The organism is Acinetobacter sp. YH16032 (assembly GCF_013417345.1).
GTDB lineage: Bacteria > Pseudomonadota > Gammaproteobacteria > Pseudomonadales > Moraxellaceae > Acinetobacter.
The window spans coordinates 171,100-188,377 of the sequence record NZ_VPEE01000001.1 but is presented as its reverse complement, the minus strand read 5'-3'; the positions used below and the strand labels follow the sequence as shown (position 1 = coordinate 188,377).

14 protein-coding genes are annotated in these 17,278 nt (G+C 37.5%); 4 read left to right on the top strand and 10 right to left on the bottom strand.

Annotated elements, in window-relative coordinates:
* Positions 1 to 203: 203 nt before the first annotated feature.
* The 4 genes from FTV32_RS00860 to FTV32_RS00845 all read right to left on the bottom strand — a co-directional run bounded on the left by FTV32_RS00860 (position 204) and on the right by FTV32_RS00845 (position 4,479).
* Positions 204 to 1,103 carry a lysozyme inhibitor LprI family protein gene (locus tag FTV32_RS00860; protein WP_180027597.1) on the bottom strand — a complete coding sequence of 300 codons (900 nt, stop codon included), beginning with the start codon at positions 1,101 to 1,103 and terminating at the stop codon, positions 204 to 206.
* A 188-nt stretch (positions 1,104 to 1,291) separates the two neighbouring features.
* Positions 1,292 to 2,527, bottom strand: coding sequence for a dihydroorotase (locus FTV32_RS00855; RefSeq protein WP_180027596.1), 1,236 nt, complete (start codon positions 2,525 to 2,527; stop codon positions 1,292 to 1,294).
* Between the two features lie 10 nt (positions 2,528 to 2,537).
* The gene (locus FTV32_RS00850; RefSeq protein WP_092766128.1) at positions 2,538 to 3,554 is read right to left on the bottom strand and encodes an aspartate carbamoyltransferase catalytic subunit; all 1,017 of its coding nucleotides are present in this window, start codon (positions 3,552 to 3,554) and stop codon (positions 2,538 to 2,540) included.
* A gap of 307 nt (positions 3,555 to 3,861) precedes the next feature.
* Positions 3,862 to 4,479 carry a LysE family translocator gene (locus FTV32_RS00845; RefSeq protein WP_218947279.1) on the bottom strand — a complete coding sequence of 206 codons (618 nt, stop codon included), beginning with the start codon at positions 4,477 to 4,479 and terminating at the stop codon, positions 3,862 to 3,864.
* A gap of 169 nt (positions 4,480 to 4,648) precedes the next feature.
* On the opposite strand from FTV32_RS00845, the gene rlmKL reads away from it, so the two are divergent.
* The gene (gene rlmKL, locus FTV32_RS00840; RefSeq protein ID WP_180027595.1) at positions 4,649 to 6,853 is read left to right on the top strand and encodes a bifunctional 23S rRNA (guanine(2069)-N(7))-methyltransferase RlmK/23S rRNA (guanine(2445)-N(2))-methyltransferase RlmL; all 2,205 of its coding nucleotides are present in this window, start codon (positions 4,649 to 4,651) and stop codon (positions 6,851 to 6,853) included.
* A gap of 50 nt (positions 6,854 to 6,903) precedes the next feature.
* On the opposite strand, the gene FTV32_RS00835 is transcribed toward rlmKL, so the two are convergent.
* From FTV32_RS00835 to clpB, 5 genes are all read right to left on the bottom strand, one after another.
* Complete coding sequence (locus tag FTV32_RS00835; RefSeq protein WP_180027594.1) at positions 6,904 to 7,338, bottom strand: hypothetical protein; 435 nt, start codon at positions 7,336 to 7,338, stop codon at positions 6,904 to 6,906.
* Between the two features lie 99 nt (positions 7,339 to 7,437).
* Positions 7,438 to 8,580, bottom strand: a complete 1,143-nt coding sequence (locus FTV32_RS00830; RefSeq protein WP_180027593.1) for a GNAT family N-acetyltransferase — start codon at positions 8,578 to 8,580, stop codon at positions 7,438 to 7,440.
* Positions 8,581 to 8,590: 10 nt separating this feature from the next.
* Positions 8,591 to 10,114, bottom strand: a complete 1,524-nt coding sequence (locus FTV32_RS00825) for a GH3 auxin-responsive promoter family protein (RefSeq protein ID WP_180027592.1) — start codon at positions 10,112 to 10,114, stop codon at positions 8,591 to 8,593.
* On the bottom strand, positions 10,114 to 10,950 hold the full coding sequence (locus FTV32_RS00820) for a hypothetical protein (protein WP_180027591.1): 837 nt from the start codon (positions 10,948 to 10,950) through the stop codon (positions 10,114 to 10,116). The genes FTV32_RS00825 and FTV32_RS00820 overlap by 1 nt, the downstream gene beginning before the upstream one ends.
* 204 nt (positions 10,951 to 11,154) lie before the next feature.
* Entirely contained in the window at positions 11,155 to 13,731 is a 2,577-nt protein-coding gene (gene clpB / locus FTV32_RS00815) for an ATP-dependent chaperone ClpB (protein ID WP_180027590.1), read from the bottom strand.
* A gap of 443 nt (positions 13,732 to 14,174) precedes the next feature.
* On the opposite strand from clpB, the gene FTV32_RS00810 reads away from it, so the two are divergent.
* Positions 14,175 to 14,663, top strand: a complete 489-nt coding sequence (locus FTV32_RS00810) for a rhodanese-like domain-containing protein (protein ID WP_180027589.1) — start codon at positions 14,175 to 14,177, stop codon at positions 14,661 to 14,663.
* A gap of 64 nt (positions 14,664 to 14,727) precedes the next feature.
* On the opposite strand, the gene FTV32_RS00805 is transcribed toward FTV32_RS00810, so the two are convergent.
* Positions 14,728 to 15,153, bottom strand: coding sequence for an OsmC family protein (locus FTV32_RS00805; protein ID WP_180027588.1), 426 nt, complete (start codon positions 15,151 to 15,153; stop codon positions 14,728 to 14,730).
* A 149-nt stretch (positions 15,154 to 15,302) separates the two neighbouring features.
* On the opposite strand from FTV32_RS00805, the gene crp reads away from it, so the two are divergent.
* Together crp and FTV32_RS00795 are read left to right on the top strand one after the other, a co-directional pair.
* Positions 15,303 to 16,016, top strand: a complete 714-nt coding sequence (crp, locus tag FTV32_RS00800; protein ID WP_180027587.1) for a cAMP-activated global transcriptional regulator CRP — start codon at positions 15,303 to 15,305, stop codon at positions 16,014 to 16,016.
* A gap of 159 nt (positions 16,017 to 16,175) precedes the next feature.
* Positions 16,176 to 17,225, top strand: a complete 1,050-nt coding sequence (locus FTV32_RS00795; protein ID WP_180027586.1) for an NADP(H)-dependent aldo-keto reductase — start codon at positions 16,176 to 16,178, stop codon at positions 17,223 to 17,225.
* Positions 17,226 to 17,278 lie beyond the last annotated feature (53 nt).

Here is a 17,278-nt window from a genome sequence, read left to right as displayed (position 1 = left end):
GCTTTTCTTATTCAGATCACAACCTGCAACGAAGATGGTAGAGATAATCAAAGCCAATTTAATCTTATACGTCATTTTTTATACCGCATATTTATAATTTTGACATATTTAATCAAATTAAAAACAACAACTCCATCACATTTTTATTTTTTTAAAATTTGATGCGTAAAAGCTAATGCTCAACAACCCTGTTTAATCAATGCCTAACTTAGAGTGAAAATTTTTTGCTGTAATTCAGATGTTCGACTAATCGCCATATTTGTTTCGCAATTCAATCGAAAGACTTCAGGATTATCGGCGCCTTCACTATTTAATTTGCATTCTAAATTACGCTTTTTTGCCCACAGTTCTTGCTCGTATTGTATTTTTTGGCGTGCTTGAAGTGAAGCTCTACTCCATACAGAATTTAGATCTTCATTGGCTTGATCTAATTTAAGTTGTGCTTCAGCAATAAGAATGGATTGATAATCATCTGAGGTTTTATTTTGGTGATTTAAAAGTGCTTGTTTCTTTTGACGATCTAACGCTAAAGCCGTCAAACGTGAAGGTTTTAAATGGGCATCTATTAGAACTTTTTGCATAAAACTGGTGAAATGTAGTGCATTCACCAATTGTACAGTTACTTCATGCTCTGAAATTCGTACACTATAATTTAACTCAGTAGAAATCTGATTGTTCTCAAAGTTTAATTGAGAAAGTGCAGCTGATTCTAAAACATTTGACTCTCGATTTAATGCGCGCGATACATCAGCATCCGTCAGATAATTTGATGGTAGTTCAGCAGTGACTCTTGCTGTACACATCGTCTGATCAGAGGATCTCATTTTCTTTATTTTATCAATGTTTTCAATTTTAAATTGAACTGGTTTCAAACTACGCTGTAAGAGTTGACTATCTATAATAACTTGATCATTTTCTATAATACTTTTGAGTTGAGTCGCTGAGATATTCGCGATGTCTTTATGGATGACTTGTTCGAGTTTTAATTGCACTTCAGGTTGATCACAACGATTAAAAGCATACATGATTGAATACACTTGTTGGCATCCTGACAACACACCAACCATACACAATGTGGTCAATGTTTTCATCTGAAGTTTCATGCTACTCCCCCAATCATGCTCAAGCTCTTAATACCAAACCTTATTGGTTTTTTTTATTCTTCTTGAAGCTCTCAGTTAAATTTTATTAAAAATACAGATCTTCATAAAATATACTGAATCATGAATTATTCAATCATCCATAATAAAAAAGGCCGATATTAATCGACCTTTAAATGATTGAATTCACATTATTTTATGAAAGTACGAATTACCTTACCTTTGACTTTTTGATTAATCAACGGTGTATTTTTACCTTGAGAAATAATAGAAGATTTATCAAGTGTCCATTCCAAATCTGGATCAACCAGCACCCATCCAGCCTGTGCTTTCCATGTCTCAGTCATTTGTGCGACAGCAGCTGGCGCACTCGTTACTTTTTCAACCCACTCTAATGGACTAAATAAACCTTCTTCAATCAATTTGATTCCAAAAGGAACATACGAGTCAAACGCAGTAAAACCTGGCAAAGTCTCTGCAAAAGGTGCCATTTTTGCAGAACTACTGAGTGGTTCATGATGCGTACAAATCGCGTCAATCACTCCGGATTTTACCCCCTGACGAAGTAACTCTTTGTCAGATTCTGAACGCAAAGGTGGACGTACATGTGCCAAGGAATTGAATCCATCAATTAAAGATTCCGTAAGATGTAACTGATGCATTGCAACATCACACGTGACTGGCATTCCTTTTTCCTTCGCGATACGTATTAACTCAACCGAAGCACCACAAGACAGTAATCCGAAGTGTGCGCGGACTTTTGTCGCCTCTATCATTAATAGATATTTTGCGATCGCGACCGTTTCTGCCAAAGCAGGAATCATTGGTAAACCTTGGCGTGAAGCAATAAAGCCTTCATGCACACAGCCATCTTTCGCAATTTGAGGCTCTTCAGCATAGAATACGACAGTTAAATTCAAACCTGCAGCATATTCAAGCGTACGAAGCACCACATCGTCATTCGCAAAAGGTGCATTTGCATTTGATACAGCAGTACAACCACCCTTTTTTAAACCCGCCATGTTGGCTGGTTGATTTCCTTGAAGCCCTTGTGTTTGTGCACCTATCACCTCAAGGTAAATCCCGCCATCTAACATGGCCTTTTCAACAAGACCATGAATTAAAGCGCCATTGTCCTGAACGATAGGTTTTGAATCTGGTGGGGTAAATACATGTAAAATGCCATTTTCACGTGCTGCTTTACCTTCAGATTTTAACGTTCCATGTTGTTGTTGACCTGGCTCTCGTAAACGTGCACACAAATCAACCATCGTTGGCATCAACCATTTGCCTTGCCCATCGATGCTTTCATGCACATCTGAAGTCGCTTCGATGCGTTTTCCATCTTGAATAAAAATAGTTTCTATTTGATCAGTTTGAGCAATTGGATCTAGGACGCGTACATTTTCGACTTTAACAATAGACATGACTGATTCCTTATACCGCAACTGCTTCAATTAAACCTTGTTCTTGTAACTGACCCTGCATCGCCAGCGCGAGAACTGCCATACGCACCGCAATACCATTGGTCACCTGATTCAAAATCACTGATTGAGGACCATCTGCAATACTTGAATCAATCTCAACACCACGATTCATCGGCCCTGGATGCATCACGATACAATCAGGTTTGGCCAAAGCCAAACGCTCTTTGTTCAAACCATACATTTTGTAAAATTCAGCTTGTGAAGATAATGCAGGTGAATCGATACGTTCATTTTGAATACGTAAAGTAATGATGACATCACAATCCTTAATCCCAGCTTCCATATTGTTAAATAGGCGAACACCTTCACCATATTCATCGAAGCCATAAGGAAGTAACGTATTCGGCGCAATCACACGAATATCTTTACAACCTAATGTTTGCAATGCAGCCACATCAGAACGTGCAACTCGTGAATGTTTAATATCCCCAATGATCGCAATGGAAATATCTTCAAATTTTTTATTGGTTTCACGGCGAATCGTAAGCATATCCAACATTGCTTGTGTTGGATGCGCATGACGTCCATCACCCGCGTTGATAATCGCAACAGTTGGACACACATCCTTCGCAATAAAATGTGCAGCACCTGATGAAGAATGTCGAACAACAAAGATATCGGCCGCCATTGCTTCTAAATTCCACAGTGTATCTCTCAGTGTTTCGCCTTTAGAAGTACTTGAGCGAGCAATATCAATATTGAGCACGTTGGCAGAAAGACGTTTTGCCGCTGCTTCAAATGTCGTTCGTGTACGTGTCGAATTTTCGAAAAACAGGTTCATTACCGTTTTGCCTTCAAGCATATTATTGGTAATGAGCTGATTTTGGTCATTAAAAAAGGACTGTGCAGTGTCCAATATTTTTGTAAGAGTTTCTTTTGAAAGGCCTTCGATGGTGAGGAAGTGTTTGAGATTCCCATCTTGGTTGAGTTGAATCTGGCTCGGTGTATGCAATGCAGCGAAGTGCATGAGAGATTCCTTATACGTTAAGTCAACGTATTATACAGATTCTAAAATGATTTGGCAGTGACCCACACTGCAGCTGATCAATATCTAACTTAATCACGACTTATGACGTTTCATAAAATTTTTCAAAAACTTAATTTAACCAAAAGTATTCCATTGAAATCTTCTAATTCCCTCAAAATTAGGCTCCTAACTCCTACATAAAAGCTTGTTTATCTTTATTTTGATACATCTGTTCAATCAAATTTCCCTGAAATATTGAGTTAGATTATAAAAATAGAAATTTTTAATAAATGATCCACTCATAGTTTTATGGATATGTTAAAAAATGAGTGAGACACATCTGTATAGCAATCACGATTAAAAGACTTCCCATCACCCTATTCAAAATTCTTGCTCGATTTCCCACATTAAGAAACTGAGCCAATTTTTCCCCTGCATATCCCCAAAGCCATAAAGAGACATAGCAGACCATAAAATAAATCAAAACAAAAAGCGCTAAATAAACACTATTCTCTGAAGCTGAAAATAGGGCTGTACCTGAAAAGGCGGCAATCCAAGCTTTTGGATTCAGCCACTGCATTAACGCACCTTGCGTAAAATTTGGAATCTTCTCTAGATCTTGGTGATCTGTTCGAATTTTTTCGCCTTTAGCGCTTAAAATATTCCAGCTAATCCAAATCAATAGAGCCGTTCCTAACAGCGCAATAGCATCCAAAAGAACCGGATACGCTAAAATAATCTGATATAGACCAAAGCAAACTGCTGCAAGTAAAGCAGTAAATCCAATGGTTGCACCTGAAATAAAAGCAAAAGTTTTTCGAACACCAAAGTTCATACTGCTACTGAGAATAGTTAAATTAACAGGTCCAGGAGAGATAGACATCGATAATGAAAAGGTAAACATAGAGAAAATTAAAGCCAGCATATTTTTTATCTTTTAGTGTTTTTTAGTTTTATGGGGCTATATCAACCAGTTTCAATCAATCTTTAAATTTAAATTATTTTTAAAATGGTTGGATCAACGCATTAAAGCAGCTTTAAAATCAAAAATAAGTTAAAATACGCGATTGCTTTATTTGTCTTTGGGAATGTTCATGAATTCTAAACCTCGTCTTTCTACATATTGGGTTACCTGTGCAGATGGGCTTGAAACCTTACTTCAAGAAGAAATTGAAGGTTTAGGAGTACAAAACGTTGAACGTTTCCCTGGGCGATTGGTTTTCAAAGGTCAATTGGCTGATGCCTACCGCATTTGTATGTGGTCTCGTCTTGCATCACGTGTTTTGACGCCCATCCATACATTTGAAGTAGAATTTACTCACGATGCACGCGATGTAGCTGAAGAACTCTATGAAGGTGCAAATAGTTTTGACTGGTCGCTTATTTTTGCACCTCAAAGTACATTTGCTGTGCGTTTACATGTTGAACGTGAGATCAAGGTCAATAGCCAATTCGCCACATTACGTGTAAAAGACGGTATCGTAGATTCCTTCATGGAGGCTGTCGGTAAGCGTCCAAGCATCGATATCAAACAACCAGAAATAACCATTTACGCTTTGGCTGGTAAAAAAGAACATACTTTCTGTTTAGATTTGTCTGGCGATTCATTGCATAAACGTGGCTATCGCCACTATATGACTGATGCACCGATCAAAGAAAACTTAGCAGCAGCCATTCTTCAACATGCAAAATTAATTGAAAAGAATCCAGATATTGTTCTTGATCCAATGTGTGGTTCAGGAACATTCATTATTGAAGCTTTAATGCTGTTAACTGACCGCGCGCCTGGTTTGGTTCGTCGTTTCGGCTTTAATGGCTGGAATGGTCATGATCATGATCTTTGGATGCAAATTAAAGGTGAAGCTGCGGAACGTCACAAAGTTGCCTTAGAAAAACCGCTTCCAAAATTCTATGCCTTTGACGCAGATTGGGAAGCAGTAAAAGCAACCAAAAATAATATCCGCGCTGCAGGATTTGAGGCATTGCTAGATCAAATTCAAATAGAAGAGCGCACCCTTTCTGATTGGCCAGATTTTAAAGCAGAAGGTAAATCTGTGGTCGTTGTCACCAACCCACCTTATGGTGAGCGTCTTGGGGATAAAGGCTCTAGCCGTTCATTCTATCTGGGTCTATCTGGCTTACTTCAAAAGAACTTTGCCAACCAAACTGCCGCAGTTATTGCAGCTCAAATTGAACAAGCAGACGTGTTGGCATTCAGCGAAACTCAAACGCTTCGCTTAATGAATGGTAAGCTGCCTATTTATATTCGCTCGGGTAAGATTAAGCCACCTGTTGTGACACAACCTTTCTTAGCCAATTGGCAACCACTTCAATTCGATAAAATTGAAGGTGCCGAAGATTTTACAAATCGTCTGCAAAAGAATATGCAGAATTTGAAAAAATGGGCAGTGAAAGAAAATATCTATTGTTTACGAATTTATGATGCTGATTTACCAGACTTTAATGTCGCTGTAGATCTATATGGTGACCGACTGCATGTTCAAGAATATGCCCCACCAAAATCAATCGATCCAGAAAAAGCGAAAAAACGTTTTAATCTTGCTTTACAAGCAATCCGTGCTGTCACAGGTTTGGGCCGTGATGCCATTTTTATCAAGACTCGTGCTCGTCAGGAAGGTAAAAACCAATACACCAAACAAAGTACTGCCTCTAAACGCTTTATCGTTCAAGAAGGCAAAGCGAAAATCTTGGTTAACCTCACAGATTATTTGGATACTGGTCTTTTCCTCGATCATCGCCAAATTCGCTTACGCATCGCTGCTGAAGCGAAAGGTAAACATTTCCTTAATCTATATAGTTATACCTCAACTGCAAGTTTACATGCTGCGTTAGGTGGTGCTGCGAGCACGACCAGTGTCGACCTTTCAAATACTTATTTGAACTGGTCTAAAGAAAACTTTGTCTTAAATGGTTTAACTGTTGATCATGCTGACCAACAACACCAGTTCTTTGCCAGTGATTGTTTTGAATGGTTAAAAGAAGGTCATGAACAATATGACTTAATCTTTATCGATCCGCCAACGTTCTCGAACTCTAAAAAATTCCATGGTACGTTTGACGTTCAACGTGATCACTTATCCCTGATTAAGCGTGCAATGAATCGTTTAACCACTGGTGGTACACTGTATTTCTCAAATAACTATCGTGGTTTTGAATTAGACGACGAAATCAAAGCATTTTATGACATTGAAGAACTCACCCATGAAACAATTGGTCTAGACTTTAAACGTAATACTAAAATTCACCGTTCATGGAAAATTAGACATCTTCAAGCCTAATGATTTGAGAGCTTGACTAATAAAAAACAGGGCAATTCGTTTGCCCTTTTTTATTTTCTTAAATTTTTTGAAGGTGAATATTCCTTTGTCACAATAATGGTTGGATCTGTGGAAACATAGACAGTACGTGGTAGCGTATCATAAGGATAATACGTCAGTGGTTTAATGGTTTTGCTAATCTGATCAGGATCTGCTTTTTTGGTCAACTCAAAATCAGAAACCGCATTTGAAACCAATTGCTTCTGATTAAATTCTTCTGCTTGAGTCTGAGCCAAATGTTGTTGATTTTGTATTTGTACCTCAGCGCTCTGTGATACTTCTTTTTTTAATTCTTGCACTAAATTTTCATTCAAATTCTGATCAATCACTTGCTGTTCGATGAGTTCAGATTCATCTAATTGCTGTGCAGTTGCCCATTGGAAACCACACATCAGCATGCTAGAAATTAAAATTGACCGTCGAAAAGTAACACTTATAAATTCCATTTTTTATCTCGAGAATTATTATTGTAATTTTATTTATATATTTATTAATTACAGCTAATCAAGTACGTTCACCCGCATTCCGATGAACGCACTATATTCTTAAATACGACTCACTTCAAAGTAAGAGTATTTAGAACGATCAATCACGTCATAGGGTTTACTTTCATAACTATGAAGCGTGTGAACTGCTTTCATTTTATGTGATGAACACTGCTCTAGAACTTGCTTACGTGGATCATTCTCAACAACTGTCACACAAAATGATGTTTTACCCTGAGCCTTCACTAATGTGTTGACATTGGTCAGCATAAACTTTAGTACGTCTAACGCACTTGGATCACAGAGGAAACTATGCGTCATGAGATAATCAAAGGATTGCCCTTCTTCGGGAAGCGTTAACTGTCCAGTAATACGAGCATAAGTGTTATAGACAGGTTTTAACAGTTTTAACGTTGTAGAATAACTCGCCACTTTAGTTTGTTTGAAATCTTTTTGATCCCATAAACCAAATAAACCTACGATTTTATGATCTGAATTGAGCACTAAATGAAAGTCTTCTAACCTCAACCCATACCAAAAAGGATGATTAGCTTCCAATAACACTTTAAAGTCATAATCAGGTAAAAAATTATAATGGGACGCCATTTCTTGTATAAAACCATTGACCGCATCAATCTTATCTATGGTCATTGTTTCAAGTCGAAGTTCAGCAGAATGCTTAAACTTAGGCACCTTAGAAATGGTAAAAGTGGTCATCGAATCAAAGATATAAGGTAAAGCGTATCCTTCTCTTTCACGATGCATCATATTACGAGCTACTTTATTATCTTCTAAAATCACACTTTGAAAGATAATTTCACGAGGGAAACATTCAAAAATGTATTCCATAAATACATTAAACGCTTTTTTACCCCGAGCTGTAAGTTTGATTCGTAAATCTGATACATAGCGTAATTGTTCAGTGACGCCATTGATCCAATACGATTTCCAACCGATGTTCATCATGGCAATAATTTGATCAGGCTGATCTTGATGTACGACAACCAAAATTTCAGGCTTATTATATTGTGCATGTGTAGCCCGAAAATAACTCGGTTTCCGCTCAAATGAAATCACCATACAATTACTCGGCATACTTTCAGAAATCAACTCAATCAATTGAGGATCATCTTGCTCCGCAGCATAACGTAGATAAAATTCAGGCGAGTTTTTTGATCGATATAGTAAATTTTGCTCTGTCATTTTTAAATTCTTAAATAAATTTCATTTTCTTCAACGGTTCTGGCTTGATATTCCCCTCAATCATGCCATTGCGCATTGCGATTGTCTTATATTCATGCCATGCATCTTCCACATGCATCACGCGTGCTCCATCTAATTGCCCTAAATTACGTGCCAATTCATAGTGAAAATTTTGTTTTAGCAATTGATCTAACTGTTGATCGGACGGCTGCCCACTCACACTACCCTCAGAAAGCAAAACATAATAAGGTTTCGATTCAGTCTGTTCTATTCCGAGTAAACTAATGGGTAAAAAACCGTTTTGTTTAAATGTATCGATCACACTCAAAGCAACAGATTGATCAATCTTTTCTCCGACCAAATCAACTGTCATCTTTCGACCAAGAAATTTAAAGCACGGAATGCCCTGATAAAAAGAATCAACCAATAATTCATCATCAATAATGTAGCGTTTTAGGCCAGACCCTGTCGTAATAATCGGACTCACAATTTGACCTGGTTTAAGCTGCCAAGCAGGGTAAATTTGCTGAGTATCTAAATCTTGAAACTCATAAAAATGAGCTTGATACATCAAGGGATAATGATCATCTAAAGGTATAGTCACTACCCCTTCAGTGGCCCAAAGCCCTTTACCTTCAAAACTTACACCCTTAATTTTGGTTTTTAAAATTTGTGCCCAGTGCTGTGCGCTTGCGGTATCCCAAGATGAAATTAAAAATAGCTTTGGCCACAATTTTTTCCAACAAGTCGGATCTTCCAAATCTAATCGTTCTAGAATCTGGCTACGTTTTACTGATTTTTTGATTTTTAAAAAATCTAAGCTTTGACGACTCCACTGACCAGTCGATAAAACCTCAACGATTTCACTCTTATTTTCTTGGATAATTTCGATCAGTTGCAGTGCAAAAGTTGGGCTCCACACTGAAATCATGCCGAGATTTTCATCTCTGACTAAATATACAGCCGTAGCGAACATCGCATCTTCAGCAGTTTCTGCCAAAGCAATGTCAGCAGGCACGGCCTGCGTAATTTGAGTTAAAATTCGTTTTGAAAAAGAAAGTAAGGCACTATCATCATTTAAATTATGAGTGGTCGTCAGTTGACGCTGGCTTTCAGGCAACCAAGATACAGACCAATAGTGTGTTGTACGTTTTAGTTCAGGATAACGACGATATAAACTCGTGAGCCATAAACCAATCGCCTGATCTATTTCACCTAAAAATTGTTGGGTATATGGAATAAATTTGAGTGCTTCACTTGAACCACTTGTAGGCTGGAATCGGATAATTTTACTTTTATTAAGTAAATTTACTCCTTGATTACGTGATGCTTCAACTTTCTGCTTCCAATCAGCATAACGTGTTACTGGAAAATGTTGAGCAAACGACTCATATTCCATCTTTGGATCATCACATATAACTTTTAATTTATCACGCTGAACTTTTTCCAATTGATCAGCGTATTGATAAAAGTCTTTAAATGATTTTTTACAGGCCAAATTTAAAACTTGATGAGCTGCAAATATCACAGACATTAGGCCACCTTAGAATCTTGATCTTGATCTTTGGTTTGAGCCGATTTAGATAATTTATCTTTATTCAGATTCAACTTATTTTTTTTGAGCGATGATTTTTTCACAAACCTTACCGCTGTTTGCAAAATATCAACCCAACGCAGCTCACCAATACACGGCAATTCAGTACCTTGAACCCAAGATGGATTGCATTCCTCAAAAAACTCGATTTTACGATTTTTCTGGCGCATTTCTTCTGTTATTGGGGCCACATCAGGTTTCAGACACTGATAGTTTTCTCCAAAATCAATCAGCTTTGATTCATCATCATAGTATTCTGCAAAATACTCACGACAATATGCTTCAACATAATCTTTTAAATATTCATCTTTATTTTCTGGATTTGGATAATAGTGATAATAATTATTTGCAAGAAGTAAGTAGGTCTTAAAGCCCTTTGAGATCAGCATCCAATAGATCGGTACACCCGTATGACGTAATTTGAAGGTCATTACATAACGGAACATCGCACGTTGTAATGCTCGACTACCCCAATACGCCTCCTCAATAATGGTATCACCACTAAAAAAAGCATGGGCAGTTTTACCGTTCACGGTAAAATTTCGCTCCATTACAGTTGAGAAACCCACTAAAAAATCTTTTTTGGGTTCTCGAATGATAAACACACCAGTCTTTTCCAGAAGGTCTCTTTCAAAAATTTCAAAGACTGTATTTGAATAATAGTTACTGTAAATATTGAACATCTTTTCAATATCACGAGGTTTTAAATCTTTTACCTTAACAAACTCACTATAAGGTTCTTTTTTTAATTTTCGGAGTCGTTTTAATTCTAGCATATTGATCCCATTAAGCTAAACAATGAATTCCTTTTGTGAATCAATAAACAAATTAAACATTTTTTCACAAAAATATTGAGTGCAATCTTATACTTAATAGATTTGAGTAGCAATTTTATTAAAAAATAAATTTATTATTTTTAAATCACTTAAATGAAAAAAAACCTGAACGAATTCAGGTTTTCTAAGTTTGTTTATTAAATTCTAATTTAATTTAAGTTTACTAAAACTCAAATTTCCATCAGTACTTTGTATAACAATTGTATCTCCTGGCAAAAAATCTCCTGCCAAGATTTTTTGAGCCAATGTATTTTCTACCTTTTGTTGTATAGCGCGTTTAAGTGGTCTAGCCCCATAGGTTGGGTCATAACCAGCTTCGATTAATTCATCAAAAGCAGTATCATCCACAGTTAAACTTAAATCACGATCAGCCAAACGAGCACGTAAACGATCCAACTGAATATCCGCAATTCCTCGAATCTGTGATTTTTTCAGCGCATGGAAGATCACAAGCTCATCAATTCGGTTGATAAACTCTGGTCTAAAGTGCTCTGAAACAGCAGCCATCACAACACTGCGTACATCTTGCTCTGTCGCCATATCACCTAATTCACGCACTTCATTTGAACCCAAGTTTGACGTCATGACAATTACTGTATTTTTAAAATCAACCACACGTCCTTGAGAATCAGTCAATCGACCATCATCAAGCACCTGAAGCAGAATATTAAACACATCTGGATGAGCCTTCTCTACTTCATCAAATAACACCACGCTATAAGGCTTACGGCGTACTGCTTCAGTTAGCACACCACCCTCTTCATAACCAACATAACCAGGAGGTGCTCCCACCAAACGACTAACAGAATGTTTCTCCATAAATTCAGACATATCGATACGGATCATGGCATCGTCACTGTCAAACAAGAAGTTTGCTAAAGCTTTGGTTAACTCAGTTTTACCGACACCTGTTGGACCTAAAAATAAGAATGAACCACTTGGTCGATTTGGATCTGAAAGTCCAGCACGTGAGCGTCGTACAGCATTAGAAACTGCAACTACCGCTTCATCTTGGCCTACGACACGGTTATGTAAAAATGTTTCCATACTGAGTAATTTTTCACGCTCACCCTGTAGCATTTTTGCTACAGGAATTCCTGTTGCTGCACTTACAACTTCGGCAATTTCATTGTCCGTCACTTTATTACGCAATAATTTAGGTTCAACTTTCTCTTCAGATGCTTCTTCACTGAGTCGTTTCTCCAAATCAGGAATAACACCGTATTGAAGCCGAGCCATTTCAGCTAGATCATTTTCACGTTGTGCCTTTTGCATCGCGATACGTGCTTGATCAAGCTCAGCCTGAGTTTGTTGATCGCCTTGCACCAAACGCTTTTCTGAAATCCACACTTCTTCAAGATCGCTGTATTCCTTCTCTACTTCAGCAATTTGTTTTTCTAAGTGTGAAACTTCAGCTTTACTTCCTGCATCTTCATCTTTTTTTACAGCCTCAAGCTGTAATTTCAGTTGAATAAGACGACGCTCTAATTTATCTAGAGACTCAGGTTTTGAATCAAGCTCCATCTTAATTCGAGATGCTGCCTCATCAATCAAATCAATCGCTTTATCTGGTAGTTGACGATCTGTAATGTATCGATGCGACATTTTAGCTGCAGCAATGATGGCAGAATCTAAGATTTTAACACCATGATGTACTTCATAGCGCTCTTTTAATCCACGTAAAATCGCAATCGTGTCTTCAACACTTGGCTCATCAACCAATACTTTTTGGAAACGACGCTCAAGTGCTGCATCTTTTTCAATGAATTGTCGATATTCATCTAAAGTTGTAGCACCTACACAACGTAATTCTCCGCGTGCTAAAGCAGGTTTCAACATGTTACCTGCATCCATTGCACCGTCGCCTTTACCTGCACCGACTAGAGTGTGCAACTCATCGATAAACAGAATAATTTCACCATCATGTTTAGCAAGATCTTTTAATACTGCTTTTAAGCGCTCTTCAAATTCACCACGATATTTTGCACCAGCTAAAAGCGATCCAAGATCAAGTGATAAGACACGTTTATTTTTTAAACTTTCAGGCACTTCTCCATTGACGATACGCTGTGCTAAACCCTCAACAATGGCAGTTTTACCAACACCCGGCTCACCAATCAAAACAGGATTATTTTTTGTACGGCGTGATAAAACTTGGACTGTTCGACGAATTTCATCATCTCGCCCAATCACTGGATCAAGCTTGCCAGAAAGTGCTCGCTCAGTGAGATCAATGGTGTATTTGTTTAATGAATCACGTTGATCTTCATGATTGTTACTCATGACTTTTTCATCACCTCGAACTTTAGTTATCGCCGCTTTTAAACCTGCGGATTGAACACCAACCGCATTTAAAATAGTTTTGGTTGCACCTGTTTCTGCTAAACCAAGTAACACCCAATCTGTTGAAAGAAACTCATCACCCGATTTTTGTGCATAACTATCTGCTAAGTTAAGCGCTTTAACCGCATCTGGACTCAGATTAATATCACCAGTTGGATGAGCAAGTGTTGGTGCATCAGCAAGCGCCTGTTGCAACTTTGTGCTTAATTCTCGTAAATTCGCCCCTGCCTGCTGCAACAAACTCATATTTGATGGCTCTTCAAGCAGGGTCGATAGTATATGGATGCCTTCAATCGCTGTATGATCCTTGCCCATTGCTAAAGATTGCGCATCAGATAAGGCTTGCTGTAAGCGATTTGTAAATTTTTCAAAACGCATTATTATTTTCCTCACAACAAATTTGGTACTTGCTTAGTTAATGGGTGAGAAGCGTCATATTTCAAGTCGGTTTTTTAATTATTTTCTTATATTTCAATTATTTAAAAAATAAAGATAGATTATAATTATAATATTTGTGCTGCTCATACATTTTTCAATACCACTTCACAATTTTTTCATTGTGATTATGATATTTATCCAATATTCACTAGATATGACAAAGAAAATATATTCCCCGTAACCTGTCATTATTGTTCTCAAATCATCACATAGGAGTACGCCAAACTTATATCGACTTAATCGGTACATGTTGTGCAAAAATCATTCAATATGAATTTATAAGATAAACAATCAATTTTATATTTATTTAAAGAATATAGATAAAACTTATAATAATCACCGTTTTCCATAAACGGATGATTTAATCATTCAGGCATACTTACATGAATCATTTTATAAATCTCTCAGAAAATAAAGCTCATCAAGATAAAATTAAATTTATTTTATCTGAAGCAAAAAAAAATGTAGAAGATCATACACTCCTCTTTGCAGGCTCTTTAAAACCCCAAGATGCGTGGCTTTTGTTCCAATCCCAACAAGCGATCATTATTGATGTCAGAACACATGAAGAGCGAAAATTCGTAGGTTATGTCGAACATACAGAACATATTCCTTGGCTCACAGGCATCTCACTTGAACGTAACCCTGAGTTTTTAGAGAAGTTACAATCTTTTGTTAATGCATATGACATCATTTTGCTCATGTGCCGTAGTGGAAAGCGCTCTGCAGCAGCAGCGAGTGTGGCGTATAACGCTGGTTTCACGAACGTATACAATATCGATCAAGGTTTTGAAGGTGATTTAGACCCTAACTCCCATCGTGGTACTTATAATGGTTGGCGCTTTCACAATCTGCCATGGGTACAAGAGTAAAATTGATTTAATGACTTTACTTAAAAAAAGCAACCTTAAGGTTGCTTTTTTCAACTCGATAAAATCAAGCTTCGGCTTCAATGATTTCAAAATCATGTGTAATTTCAACACCGCCATCTGAAAGCATTTTACTTGCTGAGCAATATTTTTCTGCAGATAGCTCAACCGCTTTAGCAACTTGCTTTTCTTTAACTGCTTTTCCTGTAACCACAAAATGCAAATGTATCTTCGTGAAAACCGCAGGAATTGTGTCTGCCCTCTCGGCTTTCAACTGACATTGAACACCCATCACATCTTGTCTAGATTTTTTTAATATAGTCACAATATCAAACGAAGCACACCCACCAAGCCCCATTAAAATGAGTTCCATCGGACGTGGACCACGGTTTTCACCACCGTAAGCTTCAGCACCATCCATGATAATTTGGTGACCGCTTTCAGATTTTGCTTCAAAAGCAACATTCTCTAACCAATGTACGCTAGTATGCATTGCAACTACCTAAAAAAAACTATAAATTTACTTAGGACTGTACACTAGCATATATTGAGCTGATAAGGAATTTCACCTCTTATGCTTCACGTGGCAAGTTTATTTAGGTCTAAAGATCTAGTTACTATCCAAATCGGAATTTAAAAAGCATGACTTCTAATTTTTCACAACTTAGTACAGATGCTTTGTCGCCAGGTCAATTACCTGAATCTGTCAAAGCTTTGCTCAAGCGTGCGCACATCAATAGATTTCCAAAACGAACTTCAATTATTGATGCGGGCTCAGAGTCGAAATCTCTGTATCTAATTTTAAAAGGGTCGGTTTCAATTATTTTACGTGAAGATGATGAACGTGAAATTGTGGTAGCCTATTTAAACCCAGGGGACTTTTTTGGAGAGATGGGATTATTTGAAAGTAATCCTCACCGTACTGCAGAAGTACGTACACGTGATGTATGTGAGATTGCTGAAATTTCATATGCTAACTTCCATGAAGTAAGTAAGCAGTATCCAGATCTTAGCTATGCGGTGTTCGCACAGCTCGTTCGTCGCTTAAAAAATACAACTCGAAAAGTAACTGACCTAGCATTTATTGATGTATCGGGTCGTATTGCACGTTGTTTAATCGACTTGTCAGCTCAACCTGAAGCAATGATTCTTCCAAATGGACGCCAAATTCGTATTACTCGTCAAGAAATTGGTCGTATTGTAGGTTGTTCACGTGAAATGGTTGGTCGTGTTCTTAAAACACTTGAAGAACAAGGCATGATTGAAACTGATGGTAAAGCTATCTTAATTTTTGATTCATCATTAGAAGCAGTAAATTCTGTTGAAGAAGACTTTGACAACAATGATGATGAATAAATTTTCATCTGATCTACATTCAAAAAAGCAAATCTGACGATTTGCTTTTTTATTGCCTTTTTTCTGAAAACTTTCGAATTTATTTTACATACGTTTTGAATCTTAGATTAGGTATGATTTCAATATATCAACTTAAAAAATACAGCAAGGATGTTGAGCATGAAATTTAATCGACTTGGGCAAACAGATATACACGTTCCCGAAATTTGTTTAGGAACAATGACCTTTGGTGAGCAAAATAGCCAGTCCGAGGCTTTCCAACAACTGGAATATGCACTCGAGCGGGGGTTAAATTTTTGGGATACTGCAGAGATGTACCCAGTACCACCTAAAGTCGAAACTCAAGGCGCGACGGAAGAAATTATCGGCAATTGGATTCAGCAGCGCGGCCAACGTGATCAACTTTTTCTTGCTTCAAAAATTGCAGGTCCAGGCCAAGGTGGTAGCAATATTAGAGGCGGCACAACTCGCTATACTGCCAGCGACATCAGCTCAGCCTTAGACTCAAATCTTAGACGCTTAAAAACTGACTATATTGATCTTTATCAGCTGCATTGGCCTCAACGCCCAACCAATATGTTTGGTCAATTGGGTTATACCAATCACCATGCTCACAGTACACTAGATATCACACCACTCGAGGAAACCTTATCTGCCCTTCAAGCGGAAATTAATAGAGGTAGAATTCGTTATATCGGACTCTCCAATGAGACACCATGGGGAACCATGAAATTTCTACATTTAGCTGAAAAGTTAGGGCTGTCTAAATTTGTTTCTGTACAAAACCCCTATAACTTATTAAATCGTACCTATGAAATCGGCATGTCGGAGATTGCTAAATTTGAAGGCATCGGTTTACTGGCCTATTCACCGCTCGCTTTTGGCTATTTAACAGGAAAATTTAGACATGGTGCGAGACCTGCAAATGCCAGAGTCACCTTATACTCTAGATTTGTGCGTTATAGTAATCCTGAAAGTGAATGGGCAACTGAACAATACGCCCTCTTAGCAGAAAAACATGGACTGACATTAACGCAATTGGCGTTAGCTTTCATTAAGCAGCAGTTCTTCGTGACCAGCACAATCATTGGTGCAACCGATTTAAATCAACTCAAAGAAAATATTGATGCTTTTAATGTGTCATTGTCAGAAGAAATACTTCAGGAAATTGAGATCATCCATAAACAACAGCCAAATCCAGCACCTTAAGTGTCTAATAAATTCGATTTCAATACATTTGAATCAAAGCCATACTGTGATAA

Coding starts and splice junctions, on each gene's coding strand:
- FTV32_RS00860 (WP_180027597.1), bottom strand. CDS start 1,103: ATGAAACTTCAGATGAAAACATTGACCACATTGTGTATGGTTGGTGTG.
- FTV32_RS00855 (WP_180027596.1), bottom strand. CDS start 2,527: ATGTCTATTGTTAAAGTCGAAAATGTACGCGTCCTAGATCCAATTGCT.
- FTV32_RS00850 (WP_092766128.1), bottom strand. CDS start 3,554: ATGCACTTCGCTGCATTGCATACACCGAGCCAGATTCAACTCAACCAA.
- FTV32_RS00845 (WP_218947279.1), bottom strand. CDS start 4,479: ATGCTGGCTTTAATTTTCTCTATGTTTACCTTTTCATTATCGATGTCT.
- rlmKL (WP_180027595.1), top strand. CDS start 4,649: ATGAATTCTAAACCTCGTCTTTCTACATATTGGGTTACCTGTGCAGAT.
- FTV32_RS00835 (WP_180027594.1), bottom strand. CDS start 7,338: ATGGAATTTATAAGTGTTACTTTTCGACGGTCAATTTTAATTTCTAGC.
- FTV32_RS00830 (WP_180027593.1), bottom strand. CDS start 8,580: ATGACAGAGCAAAATTTACTATATCGATCAAAAAACTCGCCTGAATTT.
- FTV32_RS00825 (WP_180027592.1), bottom strand. CDS start 10,114: ATGTCTGTGATATTTGCAGCTCATCAAGTTTTAAATTTGGCCTGTAAA.
- FTV32_RS00820 (WP_180027591.1), bottom strand. CDS start 10,950: ATGCTAGAATTAAAACGACTCCGAAAATTAAAAAAAGAACCTTATAGT.
- clpB (WP_180027590.1), bottom strand. CDS start 13,731: ATGCGTTTTGAAAAATTTACAAATCGCTTACAGCAAGCCTTATCTGAT.
- FTV32_RS00810 (WP_180027589.1), top strand. CDS start 14,175: ATGAATCATTTTATAAATCTCTCAGAAAATAAAGCTCATCAAGATAAA.
- FTV32_RS00805 (WP_180027588.1), bottom strand. CDS start 15,153: ATGCATACTAGCGTACATTGGTTAGAGAATGTTGCTTTTGAAGCAAAA.
- crp (WP_180027587.1), top strand. CDS start 15,303: ATGACTTCTAATTTTTCACAACTTAGTACAGATGCTTTGTCGCCAGGT.
- FTV32_RS00795 (WP_180027586.1), top strand. CDS start 16,176: ATGAAATTTAATCGACTTGGGCAAACAGATATACACGTTCCCGAAATT.